Origin of the sequence: Anabaena sp. AL09, assembly GCF_001672255.1 — a bacterium.
In the GTDB taxonomy this organism is placed as follows: domain Bacteria; phylum Cyanobacteriota; class Cyanobacteriia; order Cyanobacteriales; family Nostocaceae; genus Dolichospermum; species Dolichospermum lemmermannii.
In genome coordinates this window covers 5,314-26,333 of the sequence record NZ_LJOQ01000022.1, presented here as the reverse complement: position 1 = coordinate 26,333, position 21,020 = coordinate 5,314, and the positions used below count along the sequence as shown (strand labels likewise).

Genomic DNA, 21,020 nt, shown 5'->3' with positions numbered 1-21,020 from the left:
GAACAGGGAACAGGGAACAGGGAACAGGAAGAGAGTTTTGGGCGATTTTACTTTTCTTCACATACCTTTAAATTTTTCAGTTCACCTACTTAATATACCCACAAATTGTTTCGAGGGACGACTAATTAATGTCATGTATTTAGGAACTCATGTTAATTATGTTGTGGAATTAATCAACGGTATTAAACTCAATGTTTTACAACCCAATACTTATGGTAGCTTACCAGATAGAAATACACCCATTTATGCTTGGTGGGAAAAATTTGACTGTTTAGCTATTAGTCAAGATGTAAATTAGATGACTAACAGACGGAATTTTCTCAAAAAGATGGCGGCATTTTCTACCTTATCTTGAGGTAGTTGTGGTTGGCGACTAGCTAATGTGGGGTCAAACTATATTAGCTCTAATCAAAGTGAAAAACTATATATTTATACCTGGACTCAATATACAGATAAAGAATTAATAACTACCTTCACGACCCAAACAGGTGTGAAAGTAATAGCAGATGTATATGAATCCAATGATGTGATGTTGGCTAAGTTGCAAGCTGGAGGTGGTGGTACTTATAGCATCATTTACCCATCTGACTATATGGTACAAAAGATGGCGGAAAAAGGTTTTGGTTTACCCGCTGTGAATATTTTGAACAGTAACTTAGCGGTATTAATTGGCATGAGTTACAGCCTGTTACCCTACATGGTATTAATTTTATATGCTTCCTTAGAAAAGTTAGATAAACAATTGTTAGAAGCTGCTGCTGATTTGGGTGCAAATCCCATGCAAACCTTTTGGAAAGTGACTGTACCTCAAGTTTTACCAGCAATTGCGGCTGGTTCGCTACTAGTTTTTATTACTGGGTTAGGAGATTTTATAGACCCAGAATTACTGGGTGGTGCTTCGAGTATGACTGCTGCGCGGTTGGTTTATAATCAGTTTCTAGGTGCTAGTCAAAATTGGGGGTTTGGTTCAGCATTGAGTATGGTATTGATTTTGATGGTGAGTATTGCAATTGCTTTCGTGATTAAACTTGATCAAACTAAATAATTGTTTTTCTATCTTCACAAAGGTACAATTATTTTTAAGTAAACTTAGCAAAGACTAAACATGATTGGGGTAGCAGTTGTTGGCACGGGATTTGGTCAAAAAGTCCATATTCCCGCATTTCAAGCACATCATAATACTAAGATTGTCGCTGTTTATCATCGAGATATCAATAAAGCAAAAACTATTGCAGAAACTCATAATATCCCTTATGCAAGCGATAATTTAGCAGAAATTCTAGTTTTACAGACAGTTGAAGCTGTCAGCATTTCCACACCGCCATTTTTACACTATGAAATGGCTAAACAGGTTTTGCAAGCTGGTAAACATCTTTTGTTAGAAAAACCTATAACTTTAAATGTCAATGAATCTCAAGAATTATATGAATTAGCCAAAAATCAAGGTGTAATTGCCACTGTAGATTTTGAATTTCGGTTTGTTCCAGAATGGCAATTTTTTGCTCAACTTCTTGCTGAAAATTATGTGGGGAATATCAGATTAATTAAAATTGATTGGTTGGGTTCTTCTCGCGCTGATACTTCTCGTCATTGGAATTGGTATTCTACTCAAGAAAAAGGTGGTGGTGCTTTAGGTTCTTTAGGTTCTCATGCTTTTGATTATATTAATTGGTTATTTGGTCCAGTTCACAAATTAAACGCTCATTTAATTACTGCTATTTCGGAAAGAGTTAATCCAGTAACTGGAGAATTACAAGCAGTTGATACTGATGATACTTGTTTATTATCTCTAGAATTGGCAAATGGTACACCTTGCCAAGTTGCTATTAGTGCGGTTGTTCATGCAGCTAGAACTCATTGGATAGAAGTTTATGGTGATAAGGGAACATTAGTTTTAGGTAGCAAGAATCAAAAAGACTATATTCATGGTTTTCGGGTTTGGGGTTCTCAACCGGGAGAATCTTTAACAGAAATAGCAATTCCCCAACAATTTCTCTTTCCTCAACATTATCATGATGGGCGAATTTGTGCTTTTCTTCGTGTTGTTGATGAATGGGTAAAAGGAATTACTAATCATCAAGAAATTACACCTTCTTTAAAAGAAGGGGTTTATTCGCAATTGTTAATGGATTTATCCCATGAATCTCATGAAACAGGAAGTTGGGTAAATGTGCCAAGTTTGGAAGAGTTGGTTCTACCGCTCCCCTTGTGATTAAATATCCCTTTTATATGTCCAGAACCATTGATGTATATAAGTAAGTAGACGATGGAGATGATTTCGTAGTAAGGGCTTCAGCCCTTAAATGAGGAATAAATTCCTCACTACAAACTTTGAATTATTCAAGCCGTTCTACTTAGGTTTTATCCAAATTAATAGCGATTCCTAGGTCGCGCTGAGTGCAAGGCACACGCTACGCGAACGCTATCGCAATATTTTCTCTTAACTGGTATAATCATTCCTATAGTTCACTGTTTAAAGAAACTATGCAAATTAAAGAAATGACGGCGGAACAGTTACAAAACCTAATCCGTACTACTGTAGATGAAATGCTAGATGAATACTTCGGTGATCCTGATGAGGATAAGGAAATTAAAGAATCATTCAAGCAAAGTTTATTGGAAATCCGGCGTAAACGTCAAGAAGGAAGACCTACTATTCCTCTAGCCGAAGTTTATAAAAGGTACGGGATAGAACGTTAAATGAGTTATTCTGTAAGTTTTGAATCAGAGTCTATCACTGATTTAGATAATTTAGATCAGGTTGTGCGTCTGCGGATTCTGAATAAAATTCAATGGTTAAGTGTGAATTTTGAGCAGATAACTCCTCTATCTCTTACAGGTCAATGGTCAGGTTTTTATAAGTTAAGAGTGGGTGATTATCGAGTTATTTATGAGTTAGATATAGAAGAACAATTAATCATTATCATTAGAATTGGTCATCGTAGAGAAATTTATTAGATCAACATCCCCAAAAAGCGATTCCTAGGTCGCGCTATCTCTATTCCTTCGGAACGCTATGCGAACGAGACGCTACCGCGAACGCGATCGCACTCCCACATCCCAAAAGCATCAATTAAGCAGACATTAAACGCTGTGTAGGTTCAGGAATTAGTGCTTTTTGATAAGTTTCTCCATCAGCAGCACATCCCGGTAAATCTGGAACTTCTGCGATAAATGATTGGTCTTGTTCACTCCAATAGAGATTAATTTCATAGCGCATAGTCATCTTAACCTCCTAGCTGATATTTAAGTAACATTTCACGGACTTGTTTAACTTGATATGCTTTGGCTTTTCCTTGTTTGGGTCGAAGGTTCAAGATTTCCTCAATTCCTTCTTTTGTAAAAATGTGGTGACTTCCACGAATTCTTTCATCAAATCCTAATCTGATTAAGAGTTGACACAATTGCTCAAAGGATATATTTGTGTCAGATGCGCCTGATAGAATTTTAGCTAATAGCTTGTCTTGTTGACTCACAAGTTATGATTTTATTAACTCAAATGTTTATAATAACCGAAAGCGATTCCTAGGTCGCGCTAGTTCCCTCCGGGACGCTACCGCGAACGCTATCGCACCCTTCCCACATCCCCAAAAGCGAACTGCTTGCAGCAGCGCTAGTTCCCTCCGGGACGCACTCGCGTTCGCTATCGCATCCCCATATCCCCCAAAAAGCGATACCTTCGGTAAACTAACGCTAACACTGTAGAAGTATAAAATTATGGTATAATCATGATGTCAACTTCTTTAATCTCTTGTAATTTATAAATTTGCGTTATAATTTTGATTGGAATCCAGCAAAAGAAAAACAGAATATTCGTAAACATCAAATCAATTTTCGTTTAGCATCAACTGTTTTTCGTGATCAATATCAATTAAGTTTATATGATGAAGAACATAGTGATTATGAAGACAGATGGACTACTATAGGTTTAGATGAAACGGGTATTTTAAGGGTTGTTATTCATACTTTTGAACAAACAGAAGAAGATTCATGTTTGATTCGTATTATTTCAGCACGGAAAGCAACTTTTAATGAACAACAGTATTATCAAGGAAGAAAGCTATGAAAGCAGAATATGATTTTTCACAAGCTGAACAAGGTAAGTTTTATAATGCTGATGCGACTTTTCATTATCCGATTTACCTTGAACCAGATGTTGATAATTTTCTCAAGAAAATTGCTCAGGAAAAAAACATTGATGTGCAAATTTTAGTCAATGAATGGTTGAGAAATAATATTAAATTAATTGAAAGCATTCAGTAAAAGCGATTCCTAGGTCGCGCTTCGCTATCGCACTCCCACATCCCAAAAGCATCAATTAAGCAGACATTAAACGCTGTGTAGGTTCAGGAAAGTGCTTTTTGATAAGTTTCTCCATCAGCAGCACATCCCGGTAAATCTGGAACTTCTGCGATAAATGATTGGTCTTGTTCACTCCAATAGAAATTAATTTCATAGCGCAGAGTCATCTTAACCTCCTAGCTGATATTTAAGTAACGTTTCACGAACTTGTTTAACTTGATATACTAGGTTTTGATGGATTTATCAGCAGCATTAATTAGTATTTCATCCATCCAAGCATTAATACTTTTTCCAGCTTTTTTAGCTGCTATAAAAATTTTTCTGTGATGTTCTGGAGTAGTTCTAAATGGCAATTTTCCAGAAAAAGGTTTATCAGGTTCTTCTCCCAATTCTTCACAAAAAGCTAGATAGCCATCAATAGAAGTTTCAAATTCTTGACGTGCTTCTTCGACAGTTTTAGCTTTAAAAGTAACAACATCATTAATATCAAGAACTCTTCCAAAAAGTATTCCTGCTTCTACATCTACTTCAATTGATGCTGTATATCCTTTATAAGTCAACATAATTTTAATAATCCTCACTCAGTTTTTTTGCGATTGATTTTACTACAAATTATTTATGGTTCAATTCCTGCTTTTATCAAAAATTCTCTCACTGATTTCACTGCTCCTTTATCGGTTTCTTTTTCTGGATGTGGTTCATGAAAATAACCTCTAACATCATTTAATTTAACTCTAACTCTTGAACCGCTACCTTGACTAACATCAGCACCTAAAGCTGTAAATAAATTTTCTATATCTTGCCAAATAATATTTGCTGGTACAGGATTTGTAAAAATTAATTCTAAAATCTTTTGCTGTTTATTATTAAGATTCATCCTTTTTTACTTTTAACAGAAGCTAATATATAAGATATCACATTATGATATCATGTCAATAGATAATCTACAGTTACTGGTCAAAAAGCGATCGCATTCCCCACATCCCCAAAAAGCGATTCCTACGGAGCGCTTCGCTATCGCACTCCCACACCCCAAAAGCGATTCTTACGGAGCGCTTCGCTATCGCATCCCCACATCCCCAAAAGCGATTCCTACGGAGCGCTTCGCTATCGCATCCCCACACCTCCCAAAACAGCGATCGCACTTCCACACCCCAAAAGCGATTCCTACGGAGCGCTTCGCTATCGCATCCCCACATCCCCAACAAGCGATCGCACCATCTCCAACAGCACAAAACTATAGTAGCTTTATACTTAGGGCTTGCTGAAAAAGTGTTTCTGGAAAGGCAAGGGAACATTCGTCTTTAGGTAAATCACCTCTTATATAGAGAGAATAATAATCAAGCATTGCAGACTCATTTAAGCCGTTGATAGTAAATGTATTATCAGGTGATCTCCCACGCTTCTTACAATCTTCTTGATAGGAAATTGGAGAACCTTTTTCACAATAATCTGCCAAATAGTATTTTTTAGAAGAATCTTCTTTTTGATTGGCATTTCACCTTTCCAAATAAAAATGTCAACAGGCATAAAAATTACAACTCCCTTTTTAATCTCAAATAATTACCAAATCATCCCCAAGTTCAAAACAAAAGCCTTTAAAACATCTTCCCCCGAAACCGTAGCAGGAGATTTCAAAACCTCTTAATATACCCAAACGCACACCATTATCTATATATTCCTTCATCTTTTCCTGTGTAGTCTTCAAACTATCACTAGGAGAAAGTAACTCAATGACAAAATCAGGACAAATAGGAGGAAACTTTTCCTTTTCCTCATCAGTTAAAGCATCCCATCTTTCTAACTTTATCCAAGCAGCGTTAGGAGAACGAATCGCACCATTTGCTAAAATAAAACCGACATCAGAACCAAAAACTACACCTTGTGATTTGTCATCGTTCCAATTTGCTAATTGAGCAGTTAAACCAGAATTAATATTGCCAGTTATACCACCCAATAAAGGCTTTAATATCAGACTACCATCAGCATTACGTTCAATTTTGATTAATTCATTGATTTGACATAATTCAAAAAATTGATTATCTGTTATTTGAATTGATGGAGGTAGATAGAGAGTGATAAAGTCCATATTCTTCTAAACCAATGTCATAACTTGCTCATATTCTTCCTTATGACTTTGCAAAGCATCCCAGACATCAACTTTTTGCTGAAGATTCAACCAAAGTCTATGTCCATTTCCTAAAGCTTTACCAAGACGAATTGCAATATCTACAGTAATTGATTTTTCACCATTAATAATTTCCTGAATTGTTTGATTAGATACTCCTAAAATTTCAGCAAAATTGCTAGGATTAATATCTAAATCATCTAAAATATCTGCAATTACTTCACCAGGATGTATTGGTCTTACTAATCTATCTTGAGTAATATCTTGCAGATTATTCATAATTAATACTCCTTAATAATTTGGTTGGCTTTATTTAACGATGTTCAATCATTTAATAATATATTAACACAACATTCATTAATGGTAATCTTCTAAATTGACATCATAAGCATCCCCATCTTCAAATTTAAACGTTATCCGCCAGTTTCCTGATACCTTAATTGACCAAGTTCCTTTTCTGTCTCCTTTTAATTCATGCAAATCATATCCCGGTAATTTTATATCGTCTACCATTAAAGCTGAGTCTATAACTTCAAGCCTAATTCTAATTTTCTTTTCTAAATTTGCAGGAACTCCTTTATTAAAATTTTCTCTGAATAGATTTTGTAATGCTTTACTTTTAAATGTTTGAATCATCTTGAATTTTATATCATTATGTAGATTATACAAAATTTCTACCTACAGTTACGCGATCGCACCCCCACATCCCCAAAAGCGATTCCTGCGGAGCGCTTCGCTATCGCACTCCCAAACCCCAAAAGTGATCGCACTCCCAACATCCCCAAAACAGCGATCGCATCCCCCACATCCCAAACAGCGATCGCACCCCCACACCCCAACACCCCAAAAGCGATCGCATCCCCACACCCCTAAAACAGCGATCGCACTTCCTCAAAACTTCCCAAAAGCGATCGCATCCCCAACATCCCAAAACAGCGATCGCATCCCCACACCCCAAAAAGCGATCGCATCCCCACATCCCCAAAACAGCGATCGCATCCCCACATCCCAAAAAGCGATCGCATCCCCACATCCCAAAAGCGATCGCTCTCCCACACCCCAAAAGCGATCGCACTCCCACACCCCAAAAGCGATCGCATCCCCCACACCCCCACGAGCGATCGCACCCCACACATCCCCAAACAGCGATCGCTCATCTTCCACATTCTCAACAAGCGATCGTACCCACACCCTCAAAACAGCGATCGCATTCCCAACATCCCCAAACAGCGATCGCACTCCCACACCCTCAAAACAGCGATCGCACCTCCACATCCCCAAACAGCGATCGCACTTCCCCCACATCCCAAACAGCGATCGCATCCCACACATCCCAAAAGCGATTCCTACGGAGCGCTTACGCTATCGCACTCCCAACATCCCCAAAAGCAATCACTCATCCCCCACAGCGATCGCACTTCCCACATCCCCAAAACAGCGATCGCACCCCACACACCCCAAATAGTAATCGCATCCCCACATCCCCAAAACAGCGATCGCACCCCCAACACCCCAAAAGCGATCGCACCCCACACACCCCAAATAGTAATCGCATCCCCACATCCCCAAAACAGCGATCGCACCCCACATTCCCAAAAGTGAAGGCTTGTTTTCTAAGTTTAAATATTCTTAACTCAGCAAAATTCAGCTATGTTTTATATTTCACCTTGCCTCTGATCTCAAAATTATAGTTCCAATAGTTTCTTTATCAAAACCTAATTCTTTTAAAAGCAAGATTTCAACTAGAACTTTTAGCCTCTGAATTTGCACGCGAAAATTTTTACCATAGACATCTCCATCATATCCACTTCCATGAGAAAGTTTATTTCTAATATTAACGATCTCATTGACAAAATCATTCTTGGATTTACCATCTAAAAATATATTAAACGCATTCTCTTGTTTATTGAGATGCTTAATAATTTCTTGAAAGCTTTGACTCTTTAACAGGCTCATTATTTTTCCATTCAAGCTAAGATTATTACTATTTATTAATTTCCTTTTTAACCATTTTTGATGATCTTCCGGTACGTGATTCATTATTTCTTCTAATATTTTTGAATGTTCATCCTCACTTCGTTCAAATTTCTTCAATTCAGAATTAATATCTTTTTGGCAATATGACTCTAAAGATTGAATTAAGCTAAGGAACTCCTGTTGAGGGTAATATGAATTAGGGTTATCTAAAACACCAAAATAAAGTTCGTAAACCGTTCCCATATCTTTTGCCTTCTCAAACCAATTCTTAATAAAAAGCTCGAATTTGTCTGAGATATCATGAAAAGTAAAAAACATTTCATGCCAAGATAATTTAGACGCAAGGATATCATTTGCAGAACTTGATAACTTGCCTAGTATACGAACAACTGAGATTACACCATCTTTTGATATAAAACCATTCATGATTAAAGGAAAAACTGGTTTTGTGATTGCTAGAGTTAAAAAGTTTCGTGTATAAGTCATTATTTTTATGTAATCTTGATAGTGTCTTTCTTCAGAAGAATCTATAGTTATAAATACTTTTCTATCAATTATTATTTTTTCAAACAAGTTAACACTTTCATCATAACCTATACCAATTGATAGACTATAATTAGTGTCAATAGATGCTTGCTCTAGTTGTTCCCAGGGTTTATATATTATGTGTTGTTCGCCATGTTCTGAGTGTATAAAATCAAATGTTTTAGTATTAACCCATTCATTTGTAAATGAGTAGTGTATAGAAATTTGGTTGAATTTCACATCGAAATCACTAGAAAAATGATTACCTAAAAAAATCAAGTTTATGTAATATAAAGAAACTTCAACAAGTCCCTGTATCTTTTCCTTCTTTTTTAGAAAGCAATCGTATAAAGTTATATTTCCTTTTAAAGTAGTTCCCAATATAATGAAAGGCTGATCTGCAACATTAGATTCAGTTAGACCATTAAAATCACCTATTATCTCTAGTTCCCCACCTTGAAAGGGTGTGAAGCTGCAAATTCCGGCTAATTTCTCGCTAGGATTATTTGGCAACCACCAAAACCCTTTAAAGTCAAAACTTTCCATATCACTCTTCCTCTCTCTTATTCTCTGTTTAATTTATTTAATTACTCATTCCTAACTAACTGCATATTCTGTAAACTACCAAATCATCCCCAAATTCAAAACAAAACCCTTCAAAACATCTTCCCCCGAAACCGTAGCAGGAGAATCTAAAACCTCAACCTCCTTACTTAATATACCCAAACGCACACCATTATCTATATATTCCTTCATCTTTTCCTGTGTAGTCTTCAAACTATCACTAGGAGAAAGTAACTCAATTACAAAATCAGGACAAATAGGAGGAAACTTTCGTTTTTCCTCATCAGTTAAAGCATCCCATCTTTCTAACTTAATCCAAGAAGCATCAGGAGAACGATCTGCACCATTTGGTAATTTAAAACCAGTAGAAGAATCAAAAGCTATCCCAGTACCATCAGCATCAGTCCAATTAAATAATTGTTGATTGAGTCTACCATTACGATTTCCCGTTTCTCCCCCCGCAGGTGACATAATTATTAATTCCCCATTTGCATTTCTTTCAAATCTCAATTCGCGGTTGTTTTGACATAGCTGAAAAAACTGATCATCAGTCATATCTATCACTGATTTTAAACTCACAGTTAAAGCATTCATAGCCATATCCCACAATTACAAAAATTATTACTTCACTCAAATCATAAACCAATCTCTCTCTTCCTTTGCGCCTTTGCTCCTTTGCGACTTTGCGCGAAACAAAATCAAGATATCATAGGCAGGTAAAATACCTGCCCATTTAACCCTATTCTATACCCTCAATCCGATTTTCCACCTCCTGATACAACTCACGTAACCGGTCTAAATTCTCCTCGCTAGTTTCCCAATAACCGCGTCCATTCATTTCCAACAAAGTAGAAACAATCTTGCGGAAAGAATGAGGATTGAGATTCATGAGACGCTTTTGCATTTCCTCATCTTTGATGAAAGTCTCATTCGTGTCCTCATAAACCCAGTTATCCACAGCGCCAGCAGTCGCACTCCAACCAGTGGTATTAACCAACCGTTTAGAAAGTTCGCGCACACCTTCGTAACCGTGAGACAACATTCCCTCATACCATTTGGGATTTAACAACTTAGTCCGCGCATCTAAACGCACAGTTTCTGATAAACTTCTGACTTGTGCATTCGCAGTAGTTGTATCTGCAATGTAAGATGCAGGTTTCTTGCCATCTGCACGCAGACTTGCTACTAACTTAGTAGGATCAGAGTCAAAATAATGGGAAACATCTGTTAAACTGATTTCCGAAGAATCGAGGTTTTGGAAAGTTGCATCAGCAGTTTTCAAAGTAGTTTCAAAAATCTCCCGTGACTCATCCATAACACCAGGATTATCAGAATTGAAAGAGAAAGATTTCCGTTTCAAATACATTTCCTGTAACTCAGCTTCACTATCCCAAGTGCTATTCTCCACAGCTAGGTTAATGTTAGAAGAATAAGAACCAGAAGCATTAGAGAAAACGCGAGTTGCAGCTTGACGCAGATTTATGCCCATGTCCTCAGCTTGTTTCAAAGCGTGCTTGCGGACAAAGTTCATTTCCAAAGGTTCATCAGCTTCCGCAGCCATTTTCACACCTTGATCCAGCAAATTCATTTGGTTAATGAACAAGTCGCGGAATACACCAGAACAGTTAATTACCACGTCAATTCTGGGTCTTCCCAACTCTTCTAAAGGTATCAATTCCAACTTGTTCACCCGTCCCAAAGCATCGGGAACTGGACGCACACCAATCATCCACATAATTTGGGCGAGGGATTCACCGTAGGTTTTGATGTTATCTGTACCCCAGAGGACACAGGCAATGGTTTCTGGCCAGTTTCCTTCATTTTCTGACCTGTTCCGTTCCAACAATCTATCAACGACGATTTTCGCAGATTGAACTGCGGCGGAAGTGGGGATAGATTGGGGATCTAAAGCGTGAATATTTTTACCAGTGGGTAATACGTCAGGATTACGGATAGGATCACCACCGGGACCAGGGAGAATATATTCACCAGCTAAACCTTGGAGAAGTCCACCCAGTTCGTTATCTGCACAAACTTGTTTTAAGCAGAATTCCAAATATTCAAACAGGGGTTTCAACGCAGAGGTATCAACTTTGGTGTAACCTGATTGATGCAGTGATTCTACCCAAGGTTCTTTTCTGCCCATATTGAAGAAATTCAACTTGGAAACCCCAATAACTCTACCTTCTGCGTCAATTTGTTCTTGAACTAAGGCTGTGACAGCGGCACGGGTAGCGAGGGTGATATCTTGTAATAGTTGCACATCTGCCAAAATGCCGGCATCGTTGTTTCTGTAGATATCTTCAATGGTGCGTCCCAGACTTCTGGCAATAATTCCGGGTAAACCTTGAATTTCTTCCTCTTGCCGATCTAAACTGGCAATATTGACTAAAGTTGCGATCGCTTCTTCGGCACTAGGAGGTTTACCAATTACGTGCAGTCCACAAGGTAACAAGCGCGATTCAATCTCCATCAACCGCCGATAAACGCTACCAACAATGTTATCCCGTTCTTCCGAGGACATATCCTTAGAATCGGTTTCTGGTAACTCAATATCCTTGTCTAAGTTGACAATGCGGCATTTATCCATGATGGAATTGACAATGGAAACGCCCCGGCCAGTGTCTTTCAAAGTTTGGTAAGAAGCAATTAACTCGCTAAGTTCCTTCAACCCTTTGTATAAACCAGCATTTTCCGCCGGTGGTGTCAGGTAAGAAATTGTTTCTGCATAACTGCGACGTTTGGCAATTGTGGCTTCACTGGGGTTATTGGCTGCGTAATAATACAGGTTAGGAATTGAGCCAATTAGTTGATCTGGGTAACAATCACCAGACATTCCCATTTGCTTACCGGGCATGAATTCCAATGAGCCATGAGTACCAAAGTGTAACACAGCATCAGCGCCCCAAATCCGTTCTAGGTAGGTGTAGTAAGCTGCAAAGCCGTGGTGCGGACTTGCGGAACGGGAGAATAACAACCGCATGGGGTCGCCTTCATAACCAAATGTGGGCTGGACTCCAATGAAAACATTACCAAATTGTTTCCCGTAAATCAACAGATTTTGTCCATCGCTGTTCAAGTTTCCGGGAGGTGGTCCCCAGTTCTCTTCTAAGCGTTGGGAGTAGGGTGTCAGTGCTTCATATTCTGGCACGGACATTTTGTAAGCAACGTTGAGTTCGGGACTGTTGTATTGTGCTTGTGCGTCGTGGATGACTTGTTCTAGCAATTCTTGGGCGTTTGCAGGAATGTCTTGCACGTCGTAACCGTTGTTTCTGAGTCCTTGTAAAACCTCGAAAATAGAACCGAATACGTCTAAATATGCGGCTGTACCCACGTTACCTTTGTCGGGAGGGAAGCTGAAAACGGTGATGGCAACTTTCTTGTCTAATTTGGGTTTGCGGCGGAGATTTGCCCATTTTAAGGCGCGTTGGGCAACTATTTCTACTCTATCTTGTAAAGCGATCGCTTTCCCCGTTGCCCCATCTTTACCTGATAAGATAATCGGCTCAATTGCGCCGTCTAGTTCAGGTATAGCAATCTGTAAAGCCACTTGAATGGGATGTAACCCCAAATCGCTATCGAGCCATTCTTCCGTAGTCTGGAAGACCAAAGGCAAGGCGACCATGTAAGGACGATTTAACCGTTTTAAGGCTTCAATAGCTTTAGGATGATCTTGTCTAGCGGGTCCGCCGACTAAAGCGAAACCAGTTAAAGATACCACCGCATCTATTAACTGCATTTTTGTAATTGGTTCATAGAAATAAGCTTCTATTGGTTTAGAGAAATCCAAACCACCTGCAAAAACAGGGAGAACTCTTGCCCCTAAAGATTCCAATTCCTGCACAATTGCCACATAATGGGCATCATCACCGGTAACGAGGTGAGTCCGTTGTAAAACCAAACCTACACAGGGTGCAAGGGGGTCTTTCAGGTTACTAGAAATGTCCTTGCGAGCAGAATACCAGTTCAGATATTCTCGCACATCCTCAAACATAGTTGGCGCTAAAGGATGCCAAATTCCCATGTCGGGATAAACAACAGGTGCTTCATACTTAGCAGCAGCAAAGCTTTCTTTTTCTACGCCTTTCAATACGTATTTATCAGCCAGCATCAGCAAGAAGTTTTCCAGGTTTTCCGCTGAACCACCTAGCCAATACTGAAAACTGAGCATGAAGTTTCTTGCGTCTTGTGCTTTTTCCATGGGGAGGAATTTCAGCACTTGGGGGAGAGTCCGCAATAACTTCAACATTCCGTCTTGGAAACCAGCGCCAGATTTTTCTTTGCGCTTTTTCATGAAGTTAGCGATCACGCTCTTGGATTGTCCTAACTGCGCCAAAGAGAAGCTACCCATTTTATTGAGGCGCATAACTTCGGGCATGGAGGGGAAGACAACCGACACATCTAGGTTATCACGATGGGGTTCAACTGCGGCAACTACTTTCTGTGCTAAGTCTTCTATAAAAATTAGAGAAGCAATGAATATATTAGCACTAGCTATATCACGTTTCAACTCCTCATAGTTTTCAGAGTTGCGTAGTTCTTCAATCAAGTATCCACTGATTTCTATGGCTACGCTAGGATGATTAGCGTTAATTTCCCGTACCGCTTGCGATAATGCACTTTGGTATTGGGATTCTAGCACGACATAGACAACCTTGATTAATTTACGTCCCCGTAAATCGTCAGGTGCAATATGCCTAATAGTGGACTTGACTTGGGTGAACATTCAAATAAGCTCCTTTAAGGCGTGTTTTTGTGGAGTTCATCACGGTTGATATGGCCGTTTGTAACTGCAATTATTTTCGGCAATAAGAGTTTTTTAGCAGAAAACTCGGATTCTGTGGGGGTTTTGTCCTATATCTGACACAAAATGATATAGAAAACAACATATTTATTCATGAATCTTAACAAAGAATACAGGTTCTCTCACCTGGTTTTAAATTTTGTTTACAATAGCTATGGTGTTATGTAACAAAACGTTAGTGCTGACAGTATTGTGATATTCTGGTTTTGAGTTGGGAGCGATCGCTTGCCGCTCAATTCAACCATTAGACCGCTAAATTGTCTATTGGAGCGTAACTTGATATATTGGCTTTTGAACATCTAAAAAGAGGGAAAATGACATTACACCAACTTACTATTGAGCTTTCAGACGAGGAGATCGACATCCTTCAGCAACTTGCAGAACAGGATGGTCTAACTCCCAATGAAGCTCTCAGAAAAGCGATTCTTAAAGCAGGGTATTTACGACAACAGACCAGATCCGGCAAAGACATTCTATTTGGCGAACTCCGGGGTGGCAAAATTACAGGCGATAGTAATGTGATGGGAGTTAACATTGATAGATTCTAACGCTGGTGAAGGTGGAGGAGAAAACACTGAAAACAAACCTATTAGCCTTGATAAATTTGTTCAGAGTCGTGACAAAATTGGAGTAGGTAGTCTTGGTAAATCTGCTAAATCGCAGAAAAGCGAAGCAACTATTCTAGATCCAGGAATTCAAGAGACTCAAGTAGGGGTTGAAGTACAAAGGGAACGCGCTCGTACTCGTCTATCAGTTGGTTTAATTGGACTGCTGACAGGTAGCCTTGTTGGAACCGGAGCTTACATCTTTCTAGATTTACTTGTTCCAAGACAGATATCTCAAGAAAGGAGCAATATGCATAGAGAACTTATAACCATTATTTGGACATCTCAAGTGACCCTAGTAGGTAGCGCTTTAGGCTTTTATTTTGGTAGTGAGCGAGATGGATCGAGCAATTCAAAAAAATAGTGCGATCGCCTGATGTAGGGTGCGTTAATGAAATATAATGCACCTTTTTCATGCTAATTATTTGACAAAAAATTCATTTTACATTTTAGATTGGGGTGGTGTCATCGCACTCTAGGAATAAGTTGGAATTGCGATCGCTTAAAATTAGGGGGTTGTGAGCGATCGCTGTTTGGGGATGTTGGGGTGCAATCGGTTAAAATTAGGGTGGTTGTGTGCGATCGCTGTTTGGGGATGTTGGGGTGCGATAGCGAAGCGCTCCGTAGGAATCATTTAAAATTGGGGTTGTGTGCGATAGCGAAGCGCTCCGTAGGAATCGCTGTTTGGGGATGTTGGGAGTGCGATAGCGTAAGCGCTGCTGCAAGCAGTTCGTTTAAAATTAGGGGGTTGTGTGCGATAGCGAAGCGCGAGATAGGAATCGCTGTTTGGGGATGTTGGGGTGCGATTATGATTTTTTGTCTGAATCAGGATAACCAGGATTAAAGGATTTACAGGATGTTATTTAATAATTGTTGGTGAAAATTCGGGGATTATTTTGTTTATTCTGATATGGCTAACGTCACGCTACGCTATCAGACAATTACAACATTAACCACCAACAAACAAATGAGCAATTACATCCTGTACATCCTCAAATCCTGGACATCCTGATTCAGACAAAAAATCCGCGTTCATCTGCGTTCACCCCTGAATCAAGAAAAATAGGCGATCGCTGTTTGGGGATGTGGGGTGCGATTGTTTAAAATTAGGGGGTTGTGAGCGATCGCTGTTTGGGAATGAGTATTAAAGAATTAATTTATTGAACGATATAATATAAATAAGAATTAGATTTTTCCAAAGCACAAACAGAGTAAAGATCATGCAAGAACAATTAACAGACTATCAACAAGAACTAACAGAACGCGTTTCTCATGTTGTAGATAAACTATTTCGTGGTAGTAGTTTCTATATGGTGAAATTAGATCAATATGAAATGACTGAAATGTTAATAGAATTATTTAGCAGATTTTCACCAGAAGAAATGAGAGCAATTAAAGAACATGATTTAACCAGAAGGATTGGTAAAATATTAACATTAGAAGCTGTTGCTGGGACATTAAATGATTTAACACCAGAAGAAATAGCGATTTTTGATGCAGCAGTAGCGAGAAAATAAAACCATGAATTTTTTACTTGATTCAAATATCGTTAGCTATGCGTTAAAGAAAAATACAACCATAAATAATAAATTGAGAGAGTTAAGCTTTCTTGGTTCAGAAATATTTATTAGTTGTATAACCTACTATGAAATTAAAAGAGGTTTGATATCCCTCAATGCTACTAAACAATTGGTAGATTTTCATGGATTTTGTAATGATTATCCTGTATTATTTTTAGATGATTTAGAAATTATTGAAAAATCTTGTGAAATTCACGCAAAATTAAAAGCTAAAGGTACTCCTATCCAAGATGCTGACATTTTAATAGCAGCTACAGCAATTGTCCGCGATTTAATTCTCGTTTCTAATGATTCTGATTTATTAAGAATTGAAGGACTTAAATTAGAAAATTGGTTGTGATAGAAATTTAGGAATCAGTTGGGAGAGCAATCATTTAAAATTAGGGGGTTGTGAGCGATAGCGAAGCGCTCCGCAGGAATCGCTGTTTGGGGATATGGGGTGCGATAGCGTTCGCGGTAGCGTCCCGGAGGGAACTAGCGCTCCGTAGGAATCGTTTAAAATTAGGGTGGTTGTGGGCGATCGCTATTTAGGAATAAGTTGGGAGAGCGATCGCGCAAGCGCTGACTTGTCAGTTCGCTGTTTGGGGGTGTTGGGAGTGCGATATTTCATTATTAGCAAAGCTACAAGAGAAATACTAAAATAAATAAAGTAATTCAGTTGAGAGCATTTATGCAACAAATTAACACATTTGAAGAAGTTCTTAATCTAGTGACTGACCTACCACTTGATCAACAAGAACTACTAATTAGTATCCTACAACGTCGAATAGCTGATATGCGACGAAAAGAATTAGCAAATTCATCACAGGAAGCACTAGCAGAATTTAGAACTGGTAATCTTAAACCTCAAACCGCAATTGAAGCGATCGCTGAGTTGAGAACTTACTTAAATACTAATGAAACATAATGAGAAAACTGGTTCTTACTTCTGGCTTCAAGCGATCTTTGCGAAAATTCATCAAACATGATCAGAATTTACAAGCACGAATTGAGGAAACATTACGGCAAATGGAAATAGATTTATTTGCTGCTAACCTTGCTACTCATCAGCTAAAAGGTGAGTTTTATGGTTTGCGTGCTTGCTCCTGTGGATATGACTGTCGGATTATTTTCTCCATTGAAAAAGATGATGAAACTGGTGAAGAAATAGTGGTTCTTTTAAATATAGGTTCTCATGATGATGTCTACTAAAAGAGAGCGATCGCCATTTAGGAATAAGTTGGGAGAGCGATCGTCTAAAATTAGGGGGTTGTGAGCGAAGCGCGACCTAGGAATCGCTGTTTGGGGATGTTGGGGTGCGTAAGCGAAGCGCGACCTAGGAATCGGGAGACTGTGGTGCAATTCAATAATGTTATTCAGGCATAATAACAGGAATAACCTGATTTTTATATTGACGATAAATCCTAAAATCACTATCTAAAGTGAAAACACTACTTCCTCTAATTAATTCACTCATTCTTACTAAACAAGCATCAGCTAAAGACATGGAAATTGATATTGTTGCATTAATTGCTTAATTACTGTTACTTCTTCACTTAAATTAAAAGGTATTTTAATTACTTCTGCTTCCAATAAAGATAAAATAGCACTTTCTCCTCCATGAACATTTTGTAATAAAAAACCAGATTCCGCAATAACCGCCTCACAAGTAAATAAAGGAGGGCGTGAATTTTTCCATTTTTCTACTGTCCATTCATGAAAATTATCACTTTTATCAATAAAAGCCACTAAAGGAGAAGTATCTATAATAATTTCTGATTTCATTATTTACCAAATCCTTGAAGATACCTTTTATTAGTAGATAAATCACCAATCCCACTTTCTACAGACCCAGCCCATTCCTTAGCTAAATCATAAGCTGAAACCTCTTGATTGTCTTGTGATTTTGGTTTTTTACTGTGCATAAATTCCACAAAATCTAAGATAGTTTGTTGTTGTTCAATAGTTAGATTTCTAAATTTCTCTAACAGTGTGTTTTCTTGAATTATAGGTTTATCAATTGCTTGAGACATAGTTTTTCTGCAAAAATTAAACAGTTTTGATTAACATTATATCAATTTTTTAACCCTTCTACAACTTATTTGTGCGATAGCGAAGCGCTGCTGCAAGCAGTTCGCTGTTTGGGGATATTGGGGTGCGATTGTTTAAAATTAGGGGGTTGTGTGCGATAGTTCAGCGGTAACGGAAGATATCGCTATTTAGTCCTAAATTTTATCACTCATCTCCCAATAAATCCTGTATATTTTCCAATCTCTGCTGAGAACCATGACGAACACGATGAATATATACAACTCCTTCCTCTTCCCCAAGATTTTTAACCGTAAATAAAAAGGGAAGATATAGCTGTTTTGAGAGGTTATAGATAATTAAATTGTCTATAACCTCAAAATAAATCTTGTTATCAAACTAACTAATTAAGCAATTGCTGCATGAGCTTCATTTGCAGCCTTCTTTAAAACATCCACCTTATCAGTGTGTTCCCAAGGTAAATCCAAATCCGTTCTTCCTAAATGACCATAAGCTGCAACGTCCTGATAAAAACGTCCGCCTCTTTCACTTGGTAAGTTACGTAAATTGAACACATGGATAATTCCCGCTGGACGGAGTTCAAAGTTTTCTTTGACTAAGTTCAACAGAATTTCATCATCCACTTTACCTGTACCGAAAGTATCAACAAAGATACTGACAGGACGCGCTACACCAATGGCGTAACTTAGCTGCACTTCACATTTTTCTGCTAACCCAGCCGCAACAATATTTTTTGCTGCATAACGAGCCGCATAAGCCGCAGAACGATCTACTTTCGTGGGGTCTTTACCGGAGAATGCACCACCACCATGTCGAGAATAACCACCGTAGGTATCAACAATGATTTTCCGTCCTGTTAAACCGGAATCTCCTTGGGGTCCACCAATGACAAACTTACCAGTGGGGTTAACTAAAAACTTGGTTTCCTCACTTGGTTTGATAGCAATATCACCAAATATAGGTTCTACTACTTCTGTCCACAGGTCAGCCTTAATCTTAGCCTGTACCCCAGCATCATCGGTAATATCCCCAATGGTAGCTGTATGTTGGGTAGAAATTAAGATGGTGTCAATGCCTACAGGTTTGCCATCTTCATAAACAATGGTAACTTGGGTTTTACCATCAGGGCGCAGATAAGGGAGAATACCAGCTTTGCGAACTCCTGCCAATCTTCGGGCAATGCGGTGTGCTAAACTGATTGGTAAAGGCATCAGTTCTGGGGTTTCGTTACAAGCAAAACCAAACATGATCCCTTGATCACCAGCACCGATTTTATCGAATAGTTCTTCACTATCCTCGGTTCTGGCTTCTTTAGCAGTATTTACACCTTGAGCAATATCCGCTGACTGTTCATCCAAGGCAATTAGAACACTAGCACTATCCGCAGAAAAGCCGTTACCAGCGTCAGTATAGCCAATTTCCGCAATTTTTTTACGGGCAAGATTGACGTAATTGACATGAGCTTTAGTGGTAATTTCTCCAGTAATTAGCACCAAACCAGTATTCACTACAACTTCTGCTGCTACACGGCTATTAGGGTCTTCTGCTAATAGCGCGTCAATGATGGTATCCGAGATTTGATCACAAATTTTATCTGGATGACCTTCTGTAACTGACTCGGAAGTAAATAAATAGCGTCGAGACAAAGGAATTTCCTCCTGAGAGAATGTTTTCACTAATGAAATACATTAGTTACTAATTTCTGAAATCATAACAATAATTACAGTTTTTGCAATAAGTATCTTTTATCCCAGTGTCTAAAGGCTTGTATGTATAACAAGAGGCACTCAGATCCCCGACTTCTCAAAAAAGTCGGGGATCTTGTTGTTGAAGTTCTAAATAGCCTGAGATTTGATCACCGTTACGGTTTTGGTAACTATAAAGGATACAATACTTCAAATACACGGTAGTGGTAACTATATCTTTATAAAACGACGGTGATGAAAAAAATTCTTATTTTAACCGCTAACCCCACCAACACAAAACCGTTGCGTTTAAGTGAAGAAGTCAGGGAAATCAAAAGTGCTTGGGAACGTTCCCAAAACCGTGAACAATTTGAAATTATTGTGGAAGAAGCAGTCCGTCCTCAAGAATTTCGTCGTACCCTATTAGATCATAAGCCAGATATTGTGCATTTCTCAGGACATGGTGGAGGAGAACAGGGTTTAGCTTTAATGGGAGATAATGGAGAAACCTTTTTAGTCAAAGTTGCTCCTTTAGCTAAATTGTTTAAAGCATTACAAGAAATCTTTTTTATTGATTGTGTTTTCCTCAATGCTTGTTATTCAGATGTACAAGCAGAAGGTATTTATCCTTATGTTAGTTAATTATGTCGTCGGGATGAATCAAAAAATTGGTGATGAAGCCGCTAAACAATTTGCTATTGGTTTCTACTTTTTCACTTATCATCATAATCCTTAATTCTGCCACAATCAAATAATATGCAAATAACCATCCTGTCAATCCTCAAATCCTGGACATCCTGATTCAGACAAAATATTCACTTA

The 21,020-nt window shown here is 38.5% G+C and carries 32 protein-coding genes and 4 pseudogenes; 16 read left to right on the top strand and 20 right to left on the bottom strand.

Going from position 1 to position 21,020, the window contains the following annotated elements:
- The 5 genes and pseudogenes from AN490_RS04195 to AN490_RS04175 form a co-directional block, all read left to right on the top strand.
- A partial coding sequence (locus tag AN490_RS04195; RefSeq protein ID WP_300000271.1) for a TOBE domain-containing protein occupies positions 1–298 on the top strand: 298 nt, incomplete at its 5' end.
- Positions 299–622: 324 nt separating this feature from the next.
- Positions 623–1,045: pseudogene (locus AN490_RS22880) on the top strand (ABC transporter permease); the annotation flags it as partial.
- 60 nt (positions 1,046–1,105) lie between these two features.
- Positions 1,106–2,212 (top strand): Gfo/Idh/MocA family oxidoreductase, encoded by a 1,107-nt coding sequence (locus tag AN490_RS04185; protein WP_300000269.1) that lies wholly within the window; start codon positions 1,106–1,108, stop codon positions 2,210–2,212.
- Between the two features lie 272 nt (positions 2,213–2,484).
- Positions 2,485–2,700, top strand: a complete 216-nt coding sequence (locus AN490_RS04180; RefSeq protein ID WP_041458214.1) for a hypothetical protein — start codon at positions 2,485–2,487, stop codon at positions 2,698–2,700.
- Positions 2,701–2,958: a type II toxin-antitoxin system RelE/ParE family toxin gene (locus AN490_RS04175; RefSeq protein ID WP_015078642.1), complete on the top strand. Its 258-nt coding sequence runs from the start codon at positions 2,701–2,703 to the stop codon at positions 2,956–2,958.
- A gap of 151 nt (positions 2,959–3,109) precedes the next feature.
- On the opposite strand, the pseudogene AN490_RS04170 reads toward AN490_RS04175, so the two are convergent.
- Positions 3,110–3,226: pseudogene (locus AN490_RS04170) on the bottom strand (type II toxin-antitoxin system HicB family antitoxin); the annotation flags it as partial.
- Position 3,227: 1 nt separating this feature from the next.
- Positions 3,228–3,476, bottom strand: coding sequence for a type II toxin-antitoxin system HicA family toxin (locus AN490_RS04165; RefSeq protein WP_300000265.1), 249 nt, complete (start codon positions 3,474–3,476; stop codon positions 3,228–3,230).
- Positions 3,477–3,766: 290 nt separating this feature from the next.
- Between AN490_RS04165 and AN490_RS04160 the strand changes: the two genes are divergently transcribed.
- Positions 3,767–4,066 (top strand): BrnT family toxin, encoded by a 300-nt coding sequence (locus AN490_RS04160; protein ID WP_300000263.1) that lies wholly within the window; start codon positions 3,767–3,769, stop codon positions 4,064–4,066.
- Positions 4,063–4,263, top strand: coding sequence for a hypothetical protein (locus AN490_RS04155; RefSeq protein ID WP_300000261.1), 201 nt, complete (start codon positions 4,063–4,065; stop codon positions 4,261–4,263). Before AN490_RS04160 ends, AN490_RS04155 begins: the two co-directional genes overlap by 4 nt.
- Before the next feature lie 89 nt (positions 4,264–4,352).
- On the opposite strand, the pseudogene AN490_RS04150 reads toward AN490_RS04155, so the two are convergent.
- The 3 genes and pseudogenes from AN490_RS04150 to AN490_RS04140 form a co-directional block, all read right to left on the bottom strand.
- A pseudogene (locus tag AN490_RS04150) lies at positions 4,353–4,469 on the bottom strand (type II toxin-antitoxin system HicB family antitoxin); the annotation flags it as partial.
- Positions 4,470–4,526: 57 nt separating this feature from the next.
- Positions 4,527–4,865 carry a type II toxin-antitoxin system HicB family antitoxin gene (locus tag AN490_RS04145; RefSeq protein ID WP_168632240.1) on the bottom strand — a complete coding sequence of 113 codons (339 nt, stop codon included), beginning with the start codon at positions 4,863–4,865 and terminating at the stop codon, positions 4,527–4,529.
- 53 nt (positions 4,866–4,918) lie between these two features.
- Complete coding sequence (locus AN490_RS04140; protein WP_168632241.1) at positions 4,919–5,179, bottom strand: type II toxin-antitoxin system HicA family toxin; 261 nt, start codon at positions 5,177–5,179, stop codon at positions 4,919–4,921.
- 52 nt (positions 5,180–5,231) lie between these two features.
- On the opposite strand from AN490_RS04140, the gene AN490_RS04135 reads away from it, so the two are divergent.
- Complete coding sequence (locus AN490_RS04135; RefSeq protein ID WP_300000256.1) at positions 5,232–5,570, top strand: hypothetical protein; 339 nt, start codon at positions 5,232–5,234, stop codon at positions 5,568–5,570.
- Between the two features lie 295 nt (positions 5,571–5,865).
- On the opposite strand, the pseudogene AN490_RS04130 reads toward AN490_RS04135, so the two are convergent.
- The 9 genes and pseudogenes from AN490_RS04130 to AN490_RS04090 all read right to left on the bottom strand — a co-directional run bounded on the left by AN490_RS04130 (position 5,866) and on the right by AN490_RS04090 (position 14,222).
- Positions 5,866–6,391, bottom strand: a pseudogene (locus AN490_RS04130) (Uma2 family endonuclease).
- Between the two features lie 6 nt (positions 6,392–6,397).
- A complete protein-coding gene (locus AN490_RS04125) occupies positions 6,398–6,709 on the bottom strand; it encodes a HigA family addiction module antitoxin (RefSeq protein WP_190384056.1) in 312 nt (103 codons plus the stop codon).
- A gap of 78 nt (positions 6,710–6,787) precedes the next feature.
- Complete coding sequence (locus AN490_RS04120) at positions 6,788–7,066, bottom strand: type II toxin-antitoxin system RelE/ParE family toxin (protein ID WP_053541114.1); 279 nt, start codon at positions 7,064–7,066, stop codon at positions 6,788–6,790.
- 100 nt (positions 7,067–7,166) lie between these two features.
- A complete protein-coding gene (locus tag AN490_RS04115) occupies positions 7,167–7,325 on the bottom strand; it encodes a hypothetical protein (protein ID WP_300000251.1) in 159 nt (52 codons plus the stop codon).
- Entirely contained in the window at positions 7,322–7,753 is a 432-nt protein-coding gene (locus tag AN490_RS04110; RefSeq protein ID WP_300000249.1) for a hypothetical protein, read from the bottom strand. The genes AN490_RS04115 and AN490_RS04110 overlap by 4 nt, the downstream gene beginning before the upstream one ends.
- A gap of 23 nt (positions 7,754–7,776) precedes the next feature.
- Entirely contained in the window at positions 7,777–8,013 is a 237-nt protein-coding gene (locus tag AN490_RS04105; protein ID WP_300000247.1) for a hypothetical protein, read from the bottom strand.
- A 79-nt stretch (positions 8,014–8,092) separates the two neighbouring features.
- Positions 8,093–9,478 (bottom strand): HEPN domain-containing protein, encoded by a 1,386-nt coding sequence (locus AN490_RS04100; RefSeq protein ID WP_300000245.1) that lies wholly within the window; start codon positions 9,476–9,478, stop codon positions 8,093–8,095.
- Positions 9,479–9,553: 75 nt separating this feature from the next.
- Positions 9,554–10,090 carry a Uma2 family endonuclease gene (locus AN490_RS04095; protein ID WP_300000243.1) on the bottom strand — a complete coding sequence of 179 codons (537 nt, stop codon included), beginning with the start codon at positions 10,088–10,090 and terminating at the stop codon, positions 9,554–9,556.
- 145 nt (positions 10,091–10,235) lie between these two features.
- Positions 10,236–14,222, bottom strand: a complete 3,987-nt coding sequence (locus tag AN490_RS04090) for a magnesium chelatase subunit H (RefSeq protein WP_300000241.1) — start codon at positions 14,220–14,222, stop codon at positions 10,236–10,238.
- A gap of 362 nt (positions 14,223–14,584) precedes the next feature.
- Between AN490_RS04090 and AN490_RS04085 the strand changes: the two genes are divergently transcribed.
- Together AN490_RS04085 and AN490_RS04080 are read left to right on the top strand one after the other, a co-directional pair.
- Positions 14,585–14,848, top strand: coding sequence for a CopG family transcriptional regulator (locus AN490_RS04085; protein WP_300000240.1), 264 nt, complete (start codon positions 14,585–14,587; stop codon positions 14,846–14,848).
- On the top strand, positions 14,835–15,269 hold the full coding sequence (locus AN490_RS04080) for a hypothetical protein (RefSeq protein WP_300000239.1): 435 nt from the start codon (positions 14,835–14,837) through the stop codon (positions 15,267–15,269). Before AN490_RS04085 ends, AN490_RS04080 begins: the two co-directional genes overlap by 14 nt.
- 144 nt (positions 15,270–15,413) lie before the next feature.
- On the opposite strand, the gene AN490_RS04075 is transcribed toward AN490_RS04080, so the two are convergent.
- Positions 15,414–15,539 (bottom strand): hypothetical protein, encoded by a 126-nt coding sequence (locus tag AN490_RS04075; RefSeq protein WP_300000237.1) that lies wholly within the window; start codon positions 15,537–15,539, stop codon positions 15,414–15,416.
- A gap of 586 nt (positions 15,540–16,125) precedes the next feature.
- Here AN490_RS04075 and AN490_RS04070 point away from each other — a divergent pair.
- The 5 genes from AN490_RS04070 (at position 16,126) to AN490_RS04050 (ending at position 17,676) form a co-directional block, all read left to right on the top strand.
- Entirely contained in the window at positions 16,126–16,422 is a 297-nt protein-coding gene (locus AN490_RS04070) for a hypothetical protein (RefSeq protein WP_300000235.1), read from the top strand.
- Between the two features lie 4 nt (positions 16,423–16,426).
- The gene (locus tag AN490_RS04065; protein ID WP_300000233.1) at positions 16,427–16,825 is read left to right on the top strand and encodes a type II toxin-antitoxin system VapC family toxin; all 399 of its coding nucleotides are present in this window, start codon (positions 16,427–16,429) and stop codon (positions 16,823–16,825) included.
- 172 nt (positions 16,826–16,997) lie between these two features.
- Positions 16,998–17,129: a hypothetical protein gene (locus AN490_RS04060; RefSeq protein ID WP_300000231.1), complete on the top strand. Its 132-nt coding sequence runs from the start codon at positions 16,998–17,000 to the stop codon at positions 17,127–17,129.
- Between the two features lie 26 nt (positions 17,130–17,155).
- Positions 17,156–17,392 carry a hypothetical protein gene (locus tag AN490_RS04055; RefSeq protein WP_300000229.1) on the top strand — a complete coding sequence of 79 codons (237 nt, stop codon included), beginning with the start codon at positions 17,156–17,158 and terminating at the stop codon, positions 17,390–17,392.
- Positions 17,392–17,676, top strand: a complete 285-nt coding sequence (locus tag AN490_RS04050; protein WP_300000227.1) for a type II toxin-antitoxin system mRNA interferase toxin, RelE/StbE family — start codon at positions 17,392–17,394, stop codon at positions 17,674–17,676. Before AN490_RS04055 ends, AN490_RS04050 begins: the two co-directional genes overlap by 1 nt.
- Here the strand turns inward: AN490_RS04050 and AN490_RS04045 are convergent.
- From AN490_RS04045 to metK, 5 genes are all read right to left on the bottom strand, one after another.
- The gene (locus AN490_RS04045) at positions 17,644–17,826 is read right to left on the bottom strand and encodes a hypothetical protein (RefSeq protein WP_300000225.1); all 183 of its coding nucleotides are present in this window, start codon (positions 17,824–17,826) and stop codon (positions 17,644–17,646) included. The genes AN490_RS04050 and AN490_RS04045 overlap by 33 nt on opposite strands.
- A gap of 10 nt (positions 17,827–17,836) precedes the next feature.
- Positions 17,837–17,971 carry a hypothetical protein gene (locus AN490_RS04040; RefSeq protein WP_300000223.1) on the bottom strand — a complete coding sequence of 45 codons (135 nt, stop codon included), beginning with the start codon at positions 17,969–17,971 and terminating at the stop codon, positions 17,837–17,839.
- On the bottom strand, positions 17,962–18,249 hold the full coding sequence (locus AN490_RS04035; RefSeq protein ID WP_300000221.1) for a PIN domain-containing protein: 288 nt from the start codon (positions 18,247–18,249) through the stop codon (positions 17,962–17,964). Before AN490_RS04035 ends, AN490_RS04040 begins: the two co-directional genes overlap by 10 nt.
- Positions 18,249–18,497: a hypothetical protein gene (locus tag AN490_RS04030; RefSeq protein WP_053541126.1), complete on the bottom strand. Its 249-nt coding sequence runs from the start codon at positions 18,495–18,497 to the stop codon at positions 18,249–18,251. Before AN490_RS04030 ends, AN490_RS04035 begins: the two co-directional genes overlap by 1 nt.
- Before the next feature lie 402 nt (positions 18,498–18,899).
- A complete protein-coding gene (gene metK, locus AN490_RS04025; RefSeq protein ID WP_300000216.1) occupies positions 18,900–20,159 on the bottom strand; it encodes a methionine adenosyltransferase in 1,260 nt (419 codons plus the stop codon).
- A gap of 294 nt (positions 20,160–20,453) precedes the next feature.
- Between metK and AN490_RS04020 the strand changes: the two genes are divergently transcribed.
- Complete coding sequence (locus AN490_RS04020; RefSeq protein WP_300000214.1) at positions 20,454–20,840, top strand: CHAT domain-containing protein; 387 nt, start codon at positions 20,454–20,456, stop codon at positions 20,838–20,840.
- Positions 20,841–21,020: the final 180 nt, after the last annotated feature.

What these genes read in the sequence shown, in the direction of transcription:
- AN490_RS04175 (WP_015078642.1), top strand. Translation starts at nt 2,701, where the DNA reads ATGAGTTATTCTGTAAGTTTTGAATCAGAGTCTATCACTGATTTAGAT.
- AN490_RS04050 (WP_300000227.1), top strand. Translation starts at nt 17,392, where the DNA reads ATGAGAAAACTGGTTCTTACTTCTGGCTTCAAGCGATCTTTGCGAAAA.
- AN490_RS04110 (WP_300000249.1), bottom strand. Translation starts at nt 7,753, where the DNA reads ATGCGATCGCTGTTTGGGATGTGGGGGAAGTGCGATCGCTGTTTGGGG.
- AN490_RS04055 (WP_300000229.1), top strand. Translation starts at nt 17,156, where the DNA reads ATGCAACAAATTAACACATTTGAAGAAGTTCTTAATCTAGTGACTGAC.
- AN490_RS04140 (WP_168632241.1), bottom strand. Translation starts at nt 5,179, where the DNA reads ATGAATCTTAATAATAAACAGCAAAAGATTTTAGAATTAATTTTTACA.
- AN490_RS04090 (WP_300000241.1), bottom strand. Translation starts at nt 14,222, where the DNA reads ATGTTCACCCAAGTCAAGTCCACTATTAGGCATATTGCACCTGACGAT.
- AN490_RS04180 (WP_041458214.1), top strand. Translation starts at nt 2,485, where the DNA reads ATGCAAATTAAAGAAATGACGGCGGAACAGTTACAAAACCTAATCCGT.
- AN490_RS04035 (WP_300000221.1), bottom strand. Translation starts at nt 18,249, where the DNA reads ATGAAATCAGAAATTATTATAGATACTTCTCCTTTAGTGGCTTTTATT.
- AN490_RS04125 (WP_190384056.1), bottom strand. Translation starts at nt 6,709, where the DNA reads ATGAATAATCTGCAAGATATTACTCAAGATAGATTAGTAAGACCAATA.
- AN490_RS04070 (WP_300000235.1), top strand. Translation starts at nt 16,126, where the DNA reads ATGCAAGAACAATTAACAGACTATCAACAAGAACTAACAGAACGCGTT.
- AN490_RS04075 (WP_300000237.1), bottom strand. Translation starts at nt 15,539, where the DNA reads ATGATTCCTACGGAGCGCTTCGCTATCGCACCCCAACATCCCCAAACA.
- AN490_RS04040 (WP_300000223.1), bottom strand. Translation starts at nt 17,971, where the DNA reads ATGTCTTTAGCTGATGCTTGTTTAGTAAGAATGAGTGAATTAATTAGA.
- AN490_RS04030 (WP_053541126.1), bottom strand. Translation starts at nt 18,497, where the DNA reads ATGTCTCAAGCAATTGATAAACCTATAATTCAAGAAAACACACTGTTA.
- AN490_RS04065 (WP_300000233.1), top strand. Translation starts at nt 16,427, where the DNA reads ATGAATTTTTTACTTGATTCAAATATCGTTAGCTATGCGTTAAAGAAA.
- AN490_RS04135 (WP_300000256.1), top strand. Translation starts at nt 5,232, where the DNA reads ATGTCAATAGATAATCTACAGTTACTGGTCAAAAAGCGATCGCATTCC.
- AN490_RS04155 (WP_300000261.1), top strand. Translation starts at nt 4,063, where the DNA reads ATGAAAGCAGAATATGATTTTTCACAAGCTGAACAAGGTAAGTTTTAT.
- AN490_RS04100 (WP_300000245.1), bottom strand. Translation starts at nt 9,478, where the DNA reads ATGGAAAGTTTTGACTTTAAAGGGTTTTGGTGGTTGCCAAATAATCCT.
- AN490_RS04145 (WP_168632240.1), bottom strand. Translation starts at nt 4,865, where the DNA reads ATGTTGACTTATAAAGGATATACAGCATCAATTGAAGTAGATGTAGAA.
- AN490_RS04095 (WP_300000243.1), bottom strand. Translation starts at nt 10,090, where the DNA reads ATGAATGCTTTAACTGTGAGTTTAAAATCAGTGATAGATATGACTGAT.
- AN490_RS04120 (WP_053541114.1), bottom strand. Translation starts at nt 7,066, where the DNA reads ATGATTCAAACATTTAAAAGTAAAGCATTACAAAATCTATTCAGAGAA.
- AN490_RS04020 (WP_300000214.1), top strand. Translation starts at nt 20,454, where the DNA reads ATGAAAAAAATTCTTATTTTAACCGCTAACCCCACCAACACAAAACCG.
- AN490_RS04185 (WP_300000269.1), top strand. Translation starts at nt 1,106, where the DNA reads ATGATTGGGGTAGCAGTTGTTGGCACGGGATTTGGTCAAAAAGTCCAT.